This is a genomic window from Paenarthrobacter sp. MSM-2-10-13, from assembly GCF_011605365.1.
GTDB lineage: Bacteria > Actinomycetota > Actinomycetes > Actinomycetales > Micrococcaceae > Arthrobacter.
Window position 1 is genome coordinate 40,621 of sequence record NZ_JAAOXO010000010.1, and the last position, 15,903, is coordinate 56,523.

General features: G+C 58.2%; 17 protein-coding genes. 8 read left to right on the forward strand and 9 right to left on the reverse strand.

What is annotated here, in order from left to right; translation table 11 throughout:
- Positions 1-74 precede the first annotated feature (74 nt).
- Together HAV21_RS17155 and HAV21_RS17160 are read right to left on the reverse strand one after the other, a co-directional pair.
- Complete coding sequence (locus tag HAV21_RS17155; RefSeq protein WP_142940366.1) at positions 75-797, reverse strand: VIT1/CCC1 transporter family protein; 723 nt, start codon at positions 795-797, stop codon at positions 75-77.
- An 851-nt stretch (positions 798-1,648) separates the two neighbouring features.
- Positions 1,649-2,158 carry a hypothetical protein gene (locus HAV21_RS17160; protein WP_166842577.1) on the reverse strand — a complete coding sequence of 170 codons (510 nt, stop codon included), beginning with the start codon at positions 2,156-2,158 and terminating at the stop codon, positions 1,649-1,651.
- Positions 2,159-2,354: 196 nt separating this feature from the next.
- On the opposite strand from HAV21_RS17160, the gene HAV21_RS17165 reads away from it, so the two are divergent.
- Positions 2,355-3,323, forward strand: coding sequence for a helix-turn-helix transcriptional regulator (locus HAV21_RS17165; RefSeq protein WP_166842578.1), 969 nt, complete (start codon positions 2,355-2,357; stop codon positions 3,321-3,323).
- Positions 3,324-3,367: 44 nt separating this feature from the next.
- On the opposite strand, the gene HAV21_RS17170 is transcribed toward HAV21_RS17165, so the two are convergent.
- Complete coding sequence (locus HAV21_RS17170; protein ID WP_142940363.1) at positions 3,368-3,946, reverse strand: hypothetical protein; 579 nt, start codon at positions 3,944-3,946, stop codon at positions 3,368-3,370.
- A 56-nt stretch (positions 3,947-4,002) separates the two neighbouring features.
- On the opposite strand from HAV21_RS17170, the gene HAV21_RS17175 reads away from it, so the two are divergent.
- Entirely contained in the window at positions 4,003-4,365 is a 363-nt protein-coding gene (locus HAV21_RS17175; RefSeq protein WP_166842579.1) for a hypothetical protein, read from the forward strand.
- A gap of 22 nt (positions 4,366-4,387) precedes the next feature.
- Here the strand turns inward: HAV21_RS17175 and HAV21_RS17180 are convergent, their stop codons facing one another.
- From HAV21_RS17180 to HAV21_RS17195, 4 genes are all read right to left on the reverse strand, one after another.
- A complete protein-coding gene (locus HAV21_RS17180) occupies positions 4,388-4,915 on the reverse strand; it encodes a hypothetical protein (protein WP_142940361.1) in 528 nt (175 codons plus the stop codon).
- A 159-nt stretch (positions 4,916-5,074) separates the two neighbouring features.
- Positions 5,075-5,953, reverse strand: coding sequence for a hypothetical protein (locus HAV21_RS17185; RefSeq protein ID WP_166842580.1), 879 nt, complete (start codon positions 5,951-5,953; stop codon positions 5,075-5,077).
- Between the two features lie 596 nt (positions 5,954-6,549).
- Positions 6,550-7,038 carry a hypothetical protein gene (locus HAV21_RS17190; protein ID WP_160147685.1) on the reverse strand — a complete coding sequence of 163 codons (489 nt, stop codon included), beginning with the start codon at positions 7,036-7,038 and terminating at the stop codon, positions 6,550-6,552.
- Positions 7,039-7,061: 23 nt separating this feature from the next.
- A complete protein-coding gene (locus HAV21_RS17195; RefSeq protein WP_142940359.1) occupies positions 7,062-7,676 on the reverse strand; it encodes a recombinase family protein in 615 nt (204 codons plus the stop codon).
- 241 nt (positions 7,677-7,917) lie between these two features.
- On the opposite strand from HAV21_RS17195, the gene HAV21_RS22055 reads away from it, so the two are divergent.
- The 3 genes from HAV21_RS22055 to HAV21_RS17210 all read left to right on the forward strand — a co-directional run bounded on the left by HAV21_RS22055 (position 7,918) and on the right by HAV21_RS17210 (position 10,785).
- Positions 7,918-8,448, forward strand: a complete 531-nt coding sequence (locus HAV21_RS22055; protein WP_208097039.1) for a hypothetical protein — start codon at positions 7,918-7,920, stop codon at positions 8,446-8,448.
- A 772-nt stretch (positions 8,449-9,220) separates the two neighbouring features.
- Positions 9,221-10,099 (forward strand): ParA family protein, encoded by an 879-nt coding sequence (locus HAV21_RS17205; RefSeq protein ID WP_165450224.1) that lies wholly within the window; start codon positions 9,221-9,223, stop codon positions 10,097-10,099.
- The gene (locus tag HAV21_RS17210) at positions 10,096-10,785 is read left to right on the forward strand and encodes a hypothetical protein (protein ID WP_142940357.1); all 690 of its coding nucleotides are present in this window, start codon (positions 10,096-10,098) and stop codon (positions 10,783-10,785) included. The genes HAV21_RS17205 and HAV21_RS17210 overlap by 4 nt, the downstream gene beginning before the upstream one ends.
- Before the next feature lie 178 nt (positions 10,786-10,963).
- Here HAV21_RS17210 and HAV21_RS17215 read toward each other — a convergent pair whose 3' ends face one another.
- A complete protein-coding gene (locus HAV21_RS17215; RefSeq protein WP_238703515.1) occupies positions 10,964-12,778 on the reverse strand; it encodes a MarR family transcriptional regulator in 1,815 nt (604 codons plus the stop codon).
- A 237-nt stretch (positions 12,779-13,015) separates the two neighbouring features.
- On the reverse strand, positions 13,016-13,246 hold the full coding sequence (locus HAV21_RS17220) for a hypothetical protein (protein ID WP_243753352.1): 231 nt from the start codon (positions 13,244-13,246) through the stop codon (positions 13,016-13,018).
- Between the two features lie 535 nt (positions 13,247-13,781).
- Here HAV21_RS17220 and HAV21_RS17225 point away from each other — a divergent pair.
- The 3 genes from HAV21_RS17225 to HAV21_RS17235 are packed head-to-tail and all read left to right on the forward strand — an operon-like array spanning position 13,782 to position 15,902.
- Positions 13,782-14,345, forward strand: coding sequence for a hypothetical protein (locus tag HAV21_RS17225; RefSeq protein ID WP_142940355.1), 564 nt, complete (start codon positions 13,782-13,784; stop codon positions 14,343-14,345).
- The gene (locus tag HAV21_RS17230; RefSeq protein WP_142940354.1) at positions 14,342-15,319 is read left to right on the forward strand and encodes a hypothetical protein; all 978 of its coding nucleotides are present in this window, start codon (positions 14,342-14,344) and stop codon (positions 15,317-15,319) included. The genes HAV21_RS17225 and HAV21_RS17230 overlap by 4 nt, the downstream gene beginning before the upstream one ends.
- The gene (locus HAV21_RS17235; RefSeq protein WP_142940353.1) at positions 15,312-15,902 is read left to right on the forward strand and encodes a hypothetical protein; all 591 of its coding nucleotides are present in this window, start codon (positions 15,312-15,314) and stop codon (positions 15,900-15,902) included. The genes HAV21_RS17230 and HAV21_RS17235 overlap by 8 nt, the downstream gene beginning before the upstream one ends.
- Position 15,903 lies beyond the last annotated feature (1 nt).

The window sequence follows — 15,903 nt, forward strand, 5'->3', positions numbered from 1 at the left end:
GTGGGCTGGAAGGCCGCGGATCTCATCATGGAGACACTCCTGAACAGTGGAGTTCGAGCTTCGCTGGTCCCTAGTTAAACGATCCCGGTGGTGCCTAGCAGCAGGCCAACACCATAGGTGAAGGTCATGGCAAGGACACCCCCGATAACCAGCCGTAGGGTTGCTCTTCTCTTGGAACTACCACCAATGTTCGCACTGACCGAGCCGGTGATCGCGAGGGCAATGACCACGGCCACAAACGTCAGCGGAATACGCACCTCCGAAGGGAGTAGAAGGATTGCCAGCAACGGAAGAATGGCGCCTACGGTGAAAGCGGTAGCGGAGGCAAACGCTGCGTGCCAGGCGCTGGCAACTGCCTCCTCGTCCATCCTGAGTTCGGCGTCCAAATGCGCCTTTAGAGCATCGTGGTCCGTCAGTTCCCGGGCGACTGTGCGGGCGGTCCCCTCGGTCAGCCCTTTTGCCCGGTAAATCGCCGCCAGTTCTTCCAACTCGCCTTCGGGATCTTCCCGGAGTTCTTGGCGTTCCTTCTCGATCAAGGCGCGTTGGCTATCACTCTGGCTGCTGACCGAAACATACTCGCCCAAAGCCATGGAAACTGCGCCGCCCACCACCGCCGCGGCACCCGCCACCAAGATGGGCGCGACATCATTGGTCACGCCGGCTACGCCTACGACGGTTGCGGCCACTGAAACAATTCCGTCGTTGGCCCCAAGAACCCCGGCCCGCAACCAATTCAGCCGGGCTGCAATGCTCTCGTCATGGGGCTCGTTCGGGTGCTGCTTCAGCAATTCAGACATATAGGAAGTAAAACACCGGACCACCAACCCCGCTACGCAGGTTTGCATACCCTACCCTCCCGTAGCGCCGCGGTTCCCCTGGTCACACAGACCTCAGAGCCGTATGACAGTGCCCTGGCCGGAATTGAAGGGATCACACTAGAGCGGAGATAAAACTGAGCGCCGCATGGGCTAAATACCGAACCCGCGTAAGGCCTGACCTCGGGTGCGCATGTCGCTCACGACACATACTGCAACCGCAAAACGCCACCAACATCCACAACGGATGACCACTGCGACGTGCCCACAGTTCTGGTACGCCCGGGTGTCCCACTTCCTTAGAAGTGGGACACCCCCCCCAGCGGCACGCTCCCCCACACATCCGAATTGTCATTTTCAGGAGTCCGCTGCACCAAATACCCCGTCAGATAGCGGTCTTTTCACAGAGCTAGATGATGCGCCTTTGGAGCTCGCGGTACACAGTCGTCCGGACATGTCGAACAGAGCCTGCGGCGCCACACCGGCGGGCGCCACCACCTCCATCTACGATGCGAACGGCCACACAACAGCAGCCGGCGATCTCGAGCTTCATATCCGACGGCGGCTGGTCCACTCAGTATGTTAGACCGGGTACTTTCCAGGGCTATGAGGTCGAGCTCTTGACCTGCTTGGGGGTGCCGGCATGCTGGGCTGTGCCGCACCTCCATATACGCCCCACGACTACAGGAAAGTTAGGGAACTCGCACACGCAACGACCACGGGAAAGTTAGGGAATGTTTGTTGTACACTGAACGTGAGCTTCCATCCCGAGGGGTGGAAGAAGTGAAGCCAGGACCCCCGCTGTTCATAACGGGACCTGGCTTTCGCGTTCACTAGAGATTTATCCGCGAGATTTTGACGTCATCAAGAATGGTTTTGAAGTATCTGGGCTCTCCAGCTTCAGCGTCCCCTATGGCACCTAGGACTTGATCGGCGATCCAAAGCATTGGGTCCTCGGAGCCCCTAAGCCAATCGACTCGCAAGCCGACGGGCAGGGCGCCTTTGCCCCTCAATTTGGGGATCAGTTGCCGATCGCGTTGGTTCAGCGATTGGGTCCGCGCTTCGAACGTCACGCTCGTACCGCCCAGGTCCTCCACCTCCCAGCAGAGCCTTTCAATGCACTTGGCACGTGCGCGCTCCTGCCGGCGAGGATCCAGAGGGCTGGCGATAACAACAATATGGTCCAGGCTCAGCGATGCGACAGCTTCGACAGACAGCGTCTTGGCTCGTGGGTCCAGATCTCTCCAATGGAGTTTCGGACCCTTCTTGTGAATCCCTAGCATGGCCTCGCGAGCTTGAACTGCCGTCACCTCGTCCGCAAGGGCGGCACCAAGCAAGTACATGGGTGAAGGCACCTTTGTAAGGCGCATACTTTCATCTCCCCATGCCCCAATGTTTTTCGATTCGCCTCCCGTCACCCCACCCACGCGCTTTATACCCTCCCTGCTGCAGCCACCCCGCCTCACAGCAGGCTTCTAATCACCATCGAGAATAGCATGATGTGTACCAGTGAAACATAATGCCGTATATTGTGTTTTCATGACACAAATTTCGATGGGGATCGGTCGGCGTATCGGTACTTTCCGTAGGCGAGAGGGTCTATCAGCCCAAGATCTGGCAGAAGACTCAGGAATGTCCCGGTCGGTCATAGCCAATATCGAGACAGGGCGGCGCGAAGACATCACGGTTAGCGAGCTGATGGCCCTATCCAAGGCCTTGCGGGTACCCCCCGTCGCTATTCTCTTTGACGTAACGCGGCCGCTCGCACCAGTACCAGCTTCGAGCGATGGTGAGCCTGAGATTATGCCTATGAGAACTATCGATCTCGTGGACTGGTTTGCAGGCATAGACGGTCCGGCGGAGTGGAGCTACGATCGTGCGGCCATGGAGGAAGAACTCGCAGTTAATGGACCGGCGGTGATGCCGGTGACCGGTCTGGTCTTGGAAGCCACCTATAGCGACAGCGGGTGGGACGCAATCCGGCTCTTAACGGTCGGGCGGCAGCTTCGAACCGCCAGAGAGACCCATGCCGAGCTGATCCGGGACTTCGCATTTGATGTAAAGACGGGGAGTTTCGGTTGGGAACCCGCCCCGGACGAGCATCGGCATCTAATGGACGCCGTGAGTGATCTGGTTGATATCGAAGTGGCCATCCCGCTGGAAGAATTCGTGAACAAAGTTAAAGAGATTGCTCCCGGCAAGGCCTCTGATGCTGAGACAGCGGTGCGACGTCTGCGCTCCTCCGCCCAAGACCTTCGCCGCTTCAAGGGTCTACTGAAATCCCTGGGCGGAGACGCGGGCGAGTCCCCTCTAAAGACAGATGACGAGCACTCGTTTCCCTCCTTCGGCCGAGAGCAGATCCTCACGCTGTGGACCCGGATGAAGTTTCAGTTCATGCGGGATCTCGTGGACGGCGACTTCAATCCCAAGAAGCACCGGACATACGATCAAATCCAAAGGGCAATCAAGACAGGAAAGCTACGCCGCAAACCGGAACAATCCCAATAGTCAGATCCTTCAGGTGAGATGAGATCTAGCCTTCTTGCGCCAGCTCAGCCCCGGGGAAGCTGCCCATCAGCCAAAGGTACGGTTCTTTCGAACTCCACCCACTGCCTTGTGATGGGCTCGAGAAGCTGCGGAGGGAACCATACTGCCGCGCGAAAAGCGGCGCCATCCATCGGGTCCATCGTTGTGATGTCAATTCCTCCCTCACTGTAGGCGGCACTGTCCATCAGTTCCATCGTTTTCCGCACGAACTTGCACGCCTGGTCGTAGTCGGCAAATACGATTTGGGAACGGTTGAAGTTCAGTAAGGGCTCGTGGGCGGTGTAGTGGTCAGCGTCTCCCTGGCACGAAAACTGCGTCTCCAGCCCCAAATCCCAAAGTGCTCGAAGTAAGGGTGCCATCAAATGGTCGACCTCAATGCCGTCAATCTCCGACTGCGGATGACCAGCAAGCCCTGGTTTCGAGGATTTCGTCAGTCCCCGGGAACCATGATCACGCCCAATGCTGTACCCGGAGTCGAACCCTGCGCGGAACCGACGTCGACCGTAACCGTCGAGTTGGAGTTTCGCGAGCTGCATGTTGAAAGAAACAGTTTGGACCAGTTCACTGGCGAGTTTTTGGAACACCGAACCATAATGCCAGCCGCATACGACATTTTAAGGAAACTCTGCATCCTCGTGACTTGCCGGTGCGATACTGTGCCCGTGTCATCGCTGCTGGAGATAATGGGCCGCTACCAGATGACGGCTTCAAGAGGCGCGGCCTGCTCGCCAAAGAAGCTATTCAGACGCTCGATGCGTCCTTCCCCGGGTGGCTGGACGGCATCTCGCTCAACGTCGAACGCCACTGGCAAAAGCGGGCCACCGACTATATCGAATGGGTCAAGGAGAACGGAAGGCGCCCGCACCGCAGCGCCTGGGACCCCAAAGAACGGGCACTGGCCGGTTGGGTCGCCAGACAACGGCTCCATGCAAAGAAGCGCCAATACCCTCACCGCATCAGGGAACTCAACGCACGTCTGCCCGAATGGAACTGCCCACCCTAGATCCGGACGACACCGTGCAGGGTTACTTCGCGGCCCAGCGTTCGTGCGCAGCTTGGCGGCTGATCCCAGCGGCCCGGCCAATGTCGGTCCAGGAGGCACCGGCTGCCTTCGCGGCCGCGACAGTCTTATCCAAGCGGAGTCCGGCCTGTCGGTGCTCCTTCGCAGCTGCCTCAACACCGAGGATCGCCTCAGACGGTGCGATATGGACAAGCCATTCCTCTCGGACGGCTTCCTCCACCTCGCCCGAAACGTCGGCAAACTCGCCGCTTGGAACGTACTCCTTGCGGGTAGCAAGGTCAGCGTCGGCAGCCGTAGGAACTCTTTGCCACAGCTCTCCTTGCCAGCCGCATGTGCAGGCGCCGCGCCAGCTCATGATCAGGTCGTTAGGAACGATCTCCTCATCAGGATTGAATTCCCCTGCATGCGGGTATTCGCCGGTGATCCCGTGGAAAAGTACTCCTGCTCCGGTCGAACTCCCTGAGAGCCGCCCGTCGGGTGCGACAAAAGCCACCCAGCCCTCATGGTTGTAGTCGTTGGATGTCCATCCCATGCGCGTACACCTTCCTGTCAGGGTTTCCTGACAGGAAGTCTTTCAGGGACCACAGACAATAACCAGAGCCGTCCAGTTGACTCCACCAATGAACGCGGCGACCCGGACTATAAACGGGAGATGAGTATCCGTTCCCGTTGGTTGGCTGGCCTCTAGGGGCTACCTCAGTGTTGTACGGATCTCGATTTCCTGTTCCGTTCCCGCGCAGCTGAGGGTAATCCTGCCCCAGTTGTCCTCAATGTTGTAGTGCCGCGATTGCAGAGCCATTGGTGGGTTTAGGTATGGCGAGGTAAGCATGGCCAGCAGCTCGTCAAACTGGTCCAAGGAGAACGCCTCAAAGGAGAGCTCGACGCAAATTCCACCCGGAAGGTTGTGCCAGGTTCGCACCGACTTGGGATTTTGGACGCCAAAGAGGCAGATACGGCGAAGCAAGGCACTTTCAACGGTAGAGGCAGCGCCAAGAGTGGAACCGTAGTAGGCCGCAAACGTGCGCTCCTCCATTGCCCACTCATCAGGCATGGCCGTGGCGGCGCAACGCACCTGGCTGTGCGGCACACTAAAGCCCGCATGGTGAGCTTGTTCGAACTCTTCCGCGGTAATTCCAGCGAGGACAATCCTTGCGTCAATTCCGGGACGATAGAGACAGAGCCCCAAAGGATGTGCGGTAGCGCGAAGTCCAGGGATCCCGTGGACCTCAGCGTCGGCGCCCGGTGAGGTGATCACAGGTAGAACCTGGACGGCGAGATGCGTCAGGCTGGTTGACGGGCTAAGGAAGACGGTCAACTGCTTGGTTTCGGCGTGAAGGCGCTTGACGCCAAAATTAAGCCGATTCCAAGCCTTTTCGCTGCGTTCGACATACATGGTTTCCAGCTTGTTGATGAACAAGGCCTCCAGTTCCTGCTGTGCCGGGGAGGGAATAGCAGGCAATAGCCCCGAGCTGGGATTGCGCTCGACTAGTTGGTGGAGAACAGCGTTGTAGCTGTGACCGGTGGCTTTCGATTGGATTCTGGCGATGTGGGCAATCCGGGACGCTGGCATGATGCTCCTTCGTAGACCCCGCCGACTCGGGATTACTGGCAACATGACACGCGCACAACAAACACAGCTACAGCGCCACGAGTCAGAGCCAAGCTCTTTCACAGTCAGGGATCCAGTCGGTGATCCCTGCCATCGGATAACTCGCGTACCCGCCTGAAAAGATCATAGGCCATGACGGCGGACACAGGATTCATTTATTTGTCGGTTGCTTGCTGATGCTGAACGAGTACTTTCGGTGCTTCCTCGGCGAGGTTACTTGCCCCTCGCCCACAGGGGCACGGCAAAAGCTCAACCCTTCGGGCTTTTCCCGCACCCAGGTGGACGACGGGACCCACCTGACCGCCTGCACCCAAAGCCCACCCTCACCTTGAGTTCTTCGTCCCACCACTGGTGAGCGGACAATGGGCACAGCCTTGTGCAGCGGAGGTGGCCTACTGCACCTCACCGGCGCTGGCGTGCCGCCCGCACGTTTCGGCCACTACATTCAACGCCGCCGTCTTCTGCGAATTTGAAACCACGAGCCCAGGCCCTGCTGGGCTCCAAGATCCGACCAACCTAGGCAAAGTTGAGCCTTCCGGGGACATACCCTGCGTCGGTTAGCTGAGTCCTGCCCGCCTCCGCAGCTCGTCGTTGGAGTGCTGGACCAACCGTAAACGTTGCTCCTGCGTGGTTCTTTCCTGTTCTTCCCATTCCCGGTGACGGTATTCATTGACGACGTCCCAGAGAGCCCTTCTGCTGCGCGGCGGAACCGCTCGCCATACTTGCCCGCCGTCGATTCTGATTTCATCGGCGCCCCCGAGAAGGGCAAGGACCTGGGTGGCGTGCCTGTTCGGAAGAACAACTAGTGAGATCTGTCCGTGAGGGCGGCGGACTTCAATTCCGGCGCCAACTGCCGCCACCTCTAAGGGAGGTGCAAGCGCCCCGCGTGCGGTGCGGACGAAACGCGCTCTGCCGATGTAGCGGCGCCAGTTGGTCGCGACTGCACCCGGGAGAGCGGGAAAAACCAGACAGAGCAGACATACCAGCAGGACGACAAGCAGTGCTGCGGTCACCGCAGGAACCATCGCGTCTTCCAACGCTTGCATCCGAGCCCTTTCTTCCCAGAGAGTCACCGAACTGCCCCGTCACTCGCGGCTATAGCTGCCTCAATCTGGATTGTTTGCTGGTGACGATAGAGGGTCGCCCGGCTCCACCCCACCAGGCCAGCGGCTTCTGCAGCTGTTTTACCCTTCGCCCGGGCCTCCTTGACGATGGCCAGCTTGTCGGCCACAACCGCAGGGTCCATCACTGGCCGGCCGAACCTCGTCCCCCCGGCCCGGGCAGCGGCAATGCCGGCATTCACCCGCTCGGTGATCAGTTCGCGTTCGTATTCTGCCAAAGTGGCCAGCATATTCAGCATCAGCCGGCCCGTAGTGGTTGCCGGGTCGATGCCATCAGAGATCGAGCGGAGCTCCACTCCCCTGTCGCGCAGCAAATCCACCGTGTTCAATACATCCACCAAGGAACGCCCCAAACGATCGACCCGCCACACCACCACAGTGTCTCCAGTCTGAGCGTACTCAAGGAGTTTCTTCATCCCCGGCCGTTCCCTTGCGTTCTTGCTGCCGGAAGTCACATCAGAGAAGATGTCACGTCGTTGCACACCCGAGGCGGTGAGCGAGTCCAGCTGCAGCTGCGCATCCTGGGACGCCGTGCTTACCCTCGTGTACCCCAGTAATCTCATGCGCCTCATTCTGCCTTGAAAATACCCCTACCTAGCGGAACTAAGACGTTTCACGGTGAGGCATCTTTAAGAGACAAAGCGCGTCCTGAGTTTCCGGCATTCATCGATGACGTTTCCCGGCATCTACGGCTGTCTCGGAAATCTTTAGATTTCCAAGACAACAGTCCGCCCGCGTTGCGCCGAGAAGACTTGGGTCGCTGTCAGGATATCCTGACCGCAAGCAACAGTAGGAGAACATGCAGTGCAGTGGGACTTAGGCGATGGCCGCCACGAGGGTACGGCCTCCATGGTCGCGCCAGACGGACGTCTGTCCCATGAAGTGGGAGAATCTGGCCTTCTCGTTTCAGGCATCACCGGAAGGTTTCCAAGAGACGCCGAAAAGCGCGACCATGAAGTTATCGATGACGACCATGTTGTTGGATGGCAGGCGTCCTGCAATTGCGGGTGGAAGGGCAGGTTCTGGACGAGAGTCGCGACCAAGTCGGAAGCGAATCTGGCTGATCACAGAGCTTACGTTCCATTCCTGGGATTCGCCACTCCCCCGGTCGCCGCCGAAGATGCCATGAAGGTGGAGTGGCGGGCTCACGCTGAAGCGTCGTCGGTCATCGATGAATTGCTGGCTGCCCAAAGGTCTATTCGAACGGCCAAAGCAAGGCTGGACAACGCTGTGAGCAAGAGTCGCGCCGTGGGACTTCCTTGGTCCGCAATTGCTTCCACTCTGGAAATCACCCGGCAGTCGGCTCACGCCAGATGGGGAAAGACGGACCCCTGAGTCCAAGTTGGATCCTCACAGAGAGAAGACGGCTGTCTTTCACTACCCAAGAATTAATGGGCAGGTATGGAAAAGCGGCCCCCGATCCGTTATGCCATAACACGTGCCATAAAGACTATGGGAATGCTCGCCTCGCGCCTGAGCGAGGTTCAGACTAATCGGGGGCCTGCCTTGCCCATCGACTGATCTGGATCGTCTCTAGGGAGTCAGACCTCTCTTCCTGGCACCCGAAGCGGCCTTACTGACTACGTAGCCTGGCAGGCCATCCGGGTGTACATGAGCAGTCATGCCATAACGACTGCCATAATTCTTATGGGAACCCTCGCTTTTCCTCGAACGTAAATACTTGCAGTTAAATAAAGTGTTAGTGTCAGCCAGCAACCTATGCGGTGAGCAATGGGATCTATAGATGACCCTAAAACGAGTTCTACGGCATGTCATCCCACCGAAAAAACAGCATAAAACTGAATAGATTTACCAGCTTGTCGTGCAACTAAAGAATCCATTTATAAATCCACGTTGCACAAAATGAGTAAGAGTACGGAGTGCATCACGTGATGCAAGGTAGTGCTGCTAGCTTTTGACATCGCAGGAGCAACAACCGAACGACAGACTGGGTAAAACGCGTGTGTCACTGCCCTGCCGAACAGGGTGCAACCCATAGAGTGGAAGGCAGAGTGCCAGACCAGTAGGAGAGTTAGAACAAATGCCACGATCTTCGCTACACGCACCGGCAAACTTCACACAGAATCGAGCACGGGCAATTGAACGTGTGATCTCTTTCGCCAACGGCAAGGGGGGAGTAGGCAAAACTACTACCGCGGCCAACGTTGGTGGCTACGTAGCGCTTGCAGGCTCAAGAGTCCTAATGGTGGACCTGGACCCGCAGGGAGATCTGGCCAGGGACCTTGGATATGAGCGACAGAACGGACGCGAGCTGTTCCAAGCGTTGATCGCAGGCACCACTCCGCTTGTACTTCACAACGTCCGAGAGAACCTCGACGTTATACCGGGTGGTCAAGAACTAGAAGACATCCAGGGTCTAATGGTTTCCCGTTCCAGTCGCTCGGACGCAGCCGACTTCGGTGACATGCTCTACGCAGTGTTGGCGCCGTTGGCCGACGATTATGACCTTATCCTGATTGACACCCCACCGGGGGAGAGGGTGTTGGTCGAGGGAGCATTCGCCATCTCAAGCGCCGTCGTGATTCCAACGAAGTCAGATGACGCCAGCATTGACGGGGTAGAACGTATCGCACGGCGGTTCATGGCCGTGCGGGACCGGAACCCAGCGCTGCAGCTAGCCGGCATTGTGCTCTTTGGCGTCGGACCACGGTCGATGAGACTTGAGCGCAGTGTAAGAGACACCCTCGCTGAGATGCTTGGAGAAGTAGCCCCAGTATTCGAAACAAGGATCCGTAGTCTTGAAAGTGCAAGTGCAGACGCCCGGCGTAAGGGGTTACTTTTCCACGAACTTGAGGGAGCAGTTACGGATGCTCAAAAGAAACGCCTCAAGGCACTCCGGGCGGGGGAGAAGCCCACGGATGGTTTCTTTTCCCGTAATGCTGGGGGACTGGCAGAAGAGTTCGAGCAGCTGACAGGCGAAATCCTGGCACGACTGAACACGATCGAAAGCGAGGAGCTCGTATGAGCAGCAATCGGCCAAACCTCGCAAGCGCATTCGCGCCCTCAGCACCTCGCGGCGCGAAGCTCGAAGGAATCCTCGCCCCTAAGCGGCGGAAAGCTCCGGATACGCCAGAAATTCCAGACCGGTCTCTGGAGTCGACGCGCATTTCGGTAGTTCCCGAACTAGCCCAGGAGTCCGAGGCCGAATCAACCGCTCCTTCCTCGGAATTCATGTCTACGGATCATGTCGGTGCGATCGAAGGAATGAACCGGACCCAAGAACCAGCATCCAAAACAAGCCAGGCCTCGACGAGTCAACGCAAGGACGTCTCATCAAGTTCAGGTACCAAAGCCTCCGAGGTCGTTTTGGGCGCCCTGCGCAATGTGGGCGTATATCTGGCCCCGGATCTCCTAGCCACCGTGAAAGAAGCCTTGCACTCACAGCGAACAACATACGCAGATCTTCTTCTGGACGCCTTCGACTCTGTGTCGGAAGCGAGTATCGCTAAGGAGTTCAGGCCTGAAACTACTCCGTCGCTGTCAGGCATGCCCCGCCGGGTGCCTCGCCGACGCGGGGAAGCCGGTATCCAGATCCAAGTGCGACTGGATGGGCATCAGACTGCTTGGCTTGATGAGAAGGTCGTCGAGTTCAATGCGCCGTCTAGGAGTGCACTCGTTTCCACCGTCTACAGACTCTATCTCAAAGACTAGCTTCATGGCCGGTCGCCAGGGAAGGGACAACCCGCTCTGCCGACCGGCCTACGTTTCTATCCTGCTTCGATTATGGTATGCATTCCAATGGAATTTATGGCGTCCCTTATGGCGCGAAAATACTGGGGTACGAGTAGCTTTACCGTCTTGTTTTCCTGAACAGGAGCCGATTCCTGCGTCACGTCGCTCTCGTGAAGGCCATGTCGGCTAGGCTCCACTCATCTGGTGGCCCTTCAAAGGTTTCCCATGGGTAATCGTCCGTGGGGGAGAGGAACTCCGCGACTGTGTTCACGTTCTTTGAGAGCCACTCCCGCCAAACGATTCGTTCAATACGATATCTCTGAAGTTGGGCAGCTACAGCGTCCACCACACCGAAGCATTCTGCAAGCTCTTGGAGAGAGGTCGTGGCAACGATCATCCAGGCTCGGGCGCCGTTCCTGGAAATCATGTTCCAAGCTGCCAGGACCTCGAGGCTTTCGCTCACGGCAGTTCTGGACAGCTTTGTCTGAACGACCAATTCCGTCGTTGTGAGCCCTGGCGTGCTCTCCAGCGCTTCGTAGACGAACGCTGCGGGCAAGCCCAGCTCCCTGAAAACCGGCCTGAGCGAGTGAATCTTTCCTTTTCGCCACGTTAGATCCTCGGCTGCTGCACGGAGGCCTTCAGGGATCGTCAACATGTACAGGTCACCTTTGGTTCCCCGGCCACGTTCTACCAACGTCACCAACGGATCACTCTCAGCACGCAGAGCCCTCAAATGAGAGCCGACGGTCGTATGATCCAGCCCTGTCGCCACGGCAATTGAGCGGTCACCGAACTCAACAAATCGGGATGCTGTCATATGGGCTGCCGCTCCCAGAGCTCTTAGAACCATTCGACGTGCCAGACCAGTTCGGGAGCTAGCGTAGGCGGGCTCCCGCAGTAGCAGGGCGTTTCTCCAGGATCGCAAGTAGCGGTGCTCGCTGCCGGGATCTAAGTCTGTCGAGGTTCCTAGTGGGGGCTGTGTACTTGGCTGGCTTGTGGGGGATTTACGGGCATTGTTATTCCCTGTCCTTGAGCCTTGGTTTTTTCGTAGGTAGTCGACCGCGTTGTTCCAGTCCCGTTTCAAGGATGGGAGACGGTGATGGGAGGTGTAGCGGGCGTAGAACGATGCCAGTCCGGGCCAAACACCTTGGAGGACCCGTCGTTGTACGTCGACGAGTTTCATTCCTGCGGCGGCCGCGGCTGTCAGGATAGCCTGACGGGCTTCTGAGTCGGAGGCGTACCGGTTCGCGTCGTAAAGGCCCGACAGCGCCATCTGCTGCATTGCCCTGGACATCCGCCCGATCATCTGCGGTGCTCCCGGATCTCTATTGTCCGGGGATGACGGCCGCTCCAGTCTCAGGGCCCGTACGCTGGTGATTTCATCGTTCAAGTCTTGGCGTATTGCTTCCCAGACCTGAACCTTGTTTGGGCGTCGGGCAACGTCGTACGCCATGCTGAGGCTCATGGCGAGTTCTTGGTGCCCGCCACGTTTGTGGGGTGATCCTGGTGTGCGCATGCACCCGTGGAGAAGGTTTTGGTGTGGTGATTTATCCAATGTCCGGTATCGCGTGCCAAGTGCCTCGACAACGTCACGGGCCTCGGAAAAGGAAACCTTTGTCTCCAGGGGTATGTAAACGTGCCGGCCACCATTGGGGGAGTGATCTTCAATCCACCGGGCGCCACAGTTGTGAAGCCACGATTGGAGGGACTTCACATCCGCTTCTACCCAGTCGATTCCTGCAATAGAGGAGTCGAAGTCAAGGAAGATGGCCGAGCAGGTGCCGTCTTTTCCGAAGATCCGGACCGCCGCAGGAAAAGTGGGGAGCGTCTCAGTCAGCGCGCGTTCGTGCTTTTGGGGATAGGTCTTACCGCCGTCTCGGGACAGCCGAATACGGGGTTGACCTGCGAGAAGAGGCGCAAGCGCGGCCCACGCTTGGGCGGCTTCGGAGGCCAGGGAATGGTCGCGGGACACGCCAGCAGGTTTGCCTGCTGGCAGCACGCGAGCGTGCTGTTGTACGATGAGAACAATCCTTTCGAGGAGGTCCTGTCAGAGGGACAACAAAGGGCCGGCCCGCCAAGACCGGTTTCATAGCAAGACAAAGGTAGATCTGAAAGGATCAACCTTCACGATTTACAATCTGAGCGCCGGGAAGCAATCCAGAATGTAAATCACTAGCTTCGAAGGCCCGCCTAGTGCGGGCCTTCCTCGTTATGAGGCTAAGCGCCCTAGCGGGAACTCCTCCTGCTGGGGAACTGCGTGCAGCTTGGTGTTGGCCAGGCGTTCCTCAACCAAATCGGACAGCCAGTCGCTTACATACTGGTAACCCTCCGCCTTTGCAATCTGGTCCATTGCATCCGCTTTGGGAGTTGCGATGCGGAATCCGACGAATTTGCGGTCGCCTTTGGAGCGTCTGCCTGTACGTGTAACTGGAGCCATCATCCCTGTCCTTTGAACTGGGCCGCGGAAGCCGCCGCTACTTCAATAGATTGGTCGAACCAAGTGCCACCTGGCCCTAAGTTGGCGGCTGCTGTACAACCGGCCATCTCTGAAACTGAAACTACCATCGCGCGCCTTCTGGCAGTGGCATTGAAACAGAAACACCCTCCGGCGTGTTGAAGAAACAGAGTTAAGTGGCGGAGCCCTTGCATGGAGGTTTGCCATGACGCCAGAGCGTCGGCGTGCCCGATGATGGACAGCTTGGGATGCGGACCCGCATTGGGCATGCCACCGCCAGCTTCCATGCGCCGGAGCGCGTGACGGTGACTAAACCGCGGTCGCCGACGATCGCTGATGCTAGCAATGCATGCCCATTGCCTTTCATGTGAGGCGTGCGGCGCGTGGTGGCCACTCTGCTAGCTCGAAAAGCTGGCAAACCCATACGCGTCAATCCAGCCTGCTTTTGCCGTAGTTAGGATGTGACATATGTACTTCCTCATTTCCATACTAAGTTGATCATGATTGTTAAGAGTTAATCATGCTCAAGACAAATCCTATTGCATCATCCAGTCAGTTTGCAGAGCGGCACCTTGGCCGCCTCGGGAGATTCGCCTCCTCTGGGCTGGATAGGCGTCGAGCAGCCCGCAGAGTATCCGCTTTCACCCGGATACTGGAACTGCCGTCGCCTCTAAGCCTGGACAAGCTCCTGCGGTTTGTTGAACTGGTTACGGAGAGGCCCATCCAGCTCTCGCGGAGGGATGACCTGCTGGATGTGGACATGTCAGGTTTTTGGCATGAGGGCGAGGACGTAAACCGTCTATTTCATGTGGGCGACCGATCAGAATTCGCCGGCGAGATGAACATCCTGCACGAGATCTCGCACGTTCTGCTTCAACATGATCCTGAGCCTCTCACGGGGGAGGAATTGGCTGTCGTTTTCCCGGATCTAGACCCGCGGAAGGTGCTCCATGGATGGAGGCACACCAAGCTCCGGACCGGGATCGAAGCAGAGGCGGAGCTGCTGGCGGACCACCTCTATGCCCAAATCCGCTCCGGAAAGAGGGAAGAAGAGATCTTGGGCTTTGGAGATGTAATCGGTTGACCCTCGCTGGTGTTGTCCTGATCATTGCCGCCTTCGTTCTTCTGCTGTCGTCCGCGGCGATGTATGTTTCCCGGGGTCTCCGGATGCATGGTTCGTGGATCTACGGCAGCTTCTTTGGCTCGCTCACCGCCATCTTCCTTGTCGAGCCGATTTTTTATGCCGTGGATGCAGCCCTGGGAGGTGTGAACTACCTTGCCTTGGCCCAGCGGGCTTTCCTGACGGCGACCCTGCTCTCAATGCATATAGGCATCTGGCGGGCCATGGCCCCTTCGCAACTAAAGCGTCCCGTCATTTTTGCTTGCGTCATAGCAGCGGCCAGCTATGGCGGCCAAGTGATGCTGTTCATCCTGGCAGCTCCGTCGTTTAGCAGTTCGGGTATGCGGCAATACGAAAGCAATCCGTTGGTCGCCACCTATAGCCTTCTGATGCTTGCGCACCTTGCCACAGTGGCCTTTTCCGCGATGCGCCTGAGTGTGCGCTACAGACCGCGTCTCAAGTCTTTGCGCCGGCGTCGGTCGCTGGCATTCGTAGCCCTTGGGTCCGGCTTTGCCCTAGCCGTCGCGCTGATCCACGCCACAATCACCTTGACCGATCTGGTTGGATCCCCACCCGACATCCTCGGAACGCTGGAACGGATCTTCACAGCCAGCGCCGCCATTGTTTTCGCTTTGGCCATCGGGATCCCCACGTTTCCCCGGTGGCTGGGCTCCGCCAGGAAGGACTTCATCGCCCGGCGGGAGCTCTGGAACCTCTGCCCGGTGTGGGCCAAGCTGCAACCGGAAATTGACCAGTACGTCATCTGGCCGTACCGCGGCCGGCTGATGGAAATCATGAGCCGGGACCCCGCCATGCGAAGGCATCGAAGGGGCGTCGAAATACGTGACTGTTTTGAATCGGATGCAACCCTAGAAGGTAGACTCTCTGAAGCCGAACTGGCGACAATTCGAACGATGGAAGTTAACACACATGCTTGACCAGCAAACCAGCCCAGGACCTGCGGCAGAAGCCGTTAGCCGGATTCTCCACCCTGCGGTCTTGCTCCTGGCGGCAGCGGTTGCAACGGCCATCAGCGCTCCAGGATCCGTTCCCGCCCTCGTCTCCACCCTGGCGGCACTGGCAGTCGTGATCCTCCTTGGCGTATTGGTCTTTCCGCGGATCGGCAAGTCCTTGGGCTGGCCAGAAGAGCGCAGGAAGACGAGGAGCTTCATGGCTTGCGCGGGCGTGCTTGGCCTTGGCCTGATCGTGACGGCCCTGTTGGGAGCCCCTGCGCTGCTCATCGCCAACGGCATCGCCTTCTTCGTCGGAGCAACGCTCATCGCTCTGGGCCGGTCACGGTGGAACATTTCTGTGCACACCGTCATCTTCACCGGCATCGTGCTGGGCCTCGGAACATCGCTGTCTCCACTGTGGTTCGCGGCTTTGATTGTGCTGCCGGCCCTTATCTGGTCACGAGCAGCCTTGAAGCGCCAGAACGTTGCCCAGTCGCTCTGGGGAAGCGCCATTGGAGTCGTCGCATGGCTCGCATACCTGCTTAGCCTGTCGTTGCTCGGAGCATAAC

Coding starts and splice junctions, on each gene's coding strand:
- HAV21_RS17160 (WP_166842577.1), bottom strand. CDS start 2,158: ATGTACTTGCTTGGTGCCGCCCTTGCGGACGAGGTGACGGCAGTTCAA.
- HAV21_RS17235 (WP_142940353.1), top strand. CDS start 15,312: ATGCTTGACCAGCAAACCAGCCCAGGACCTGCGGCAGAAGCCGTTAGC.
- HAV21_RS17190 (WP_160147685.1), bottom strand. CDS start 7,038: ATGCAAGCGTTGGAAGACGCGATGGTTCCTGCGGTGACCGCAGCACTG.
- HAV21_RS17225 (WP_142940355.1), top strand. CDS start 13,782: ATGCTCAAGACAAATCCTATTGCATCATCCAGTCAGTTTGCAGAGCGG.
- HAV21_RS17165 (WP_166842578.1), top strand. CDS start 2,355: ATGACACAAATTTCGATGGGGATCGGTCGGCGTATCGGTACTTTCCGT.
- HAV21_RS17210 (WP_142940357.1), top strand. CDS start 10,096: ATGAGCAGCAATCGGCCAAACCTCGCAAGCGCATTCGCGCCCTCAGCA.
- HAV21_RS17195 (WP_142940359.1), bottom strand. CDS start 7,676: ATGAGATTACTGGGGTACACGAGGGTAAGCACGGCGTCCCAGGATGCG.
- HAV21_RS17180 (WP_142940361.1), bottom strand. CDS start 4,915: ATGGGATGGACATCCAACGACTACAACCATGAGGGCTGGGTGGCTTTT.
- HAV21_RS17185 (WP_166842580.1), bottom strand. CDS start 5,953: ATGCCAGCGTCCCGGATTGCCCACATCGCCAGAATCCAATCGAAAGCC.
- HAV21_RS17220 (WP_243753352.1), bottom strand. CDS start 13,246: ATGATGGCTCCAGTTACACGTACAGGCAGACGCTCCAAAGGCGACCGC.
- HAV21_RS17155 (WP_142940366.1), bottom strand. CDS start 797: ATGTCTGAATTGCTGAAGCAGCACCCGAACGAGCCCCATGACGAGAGC.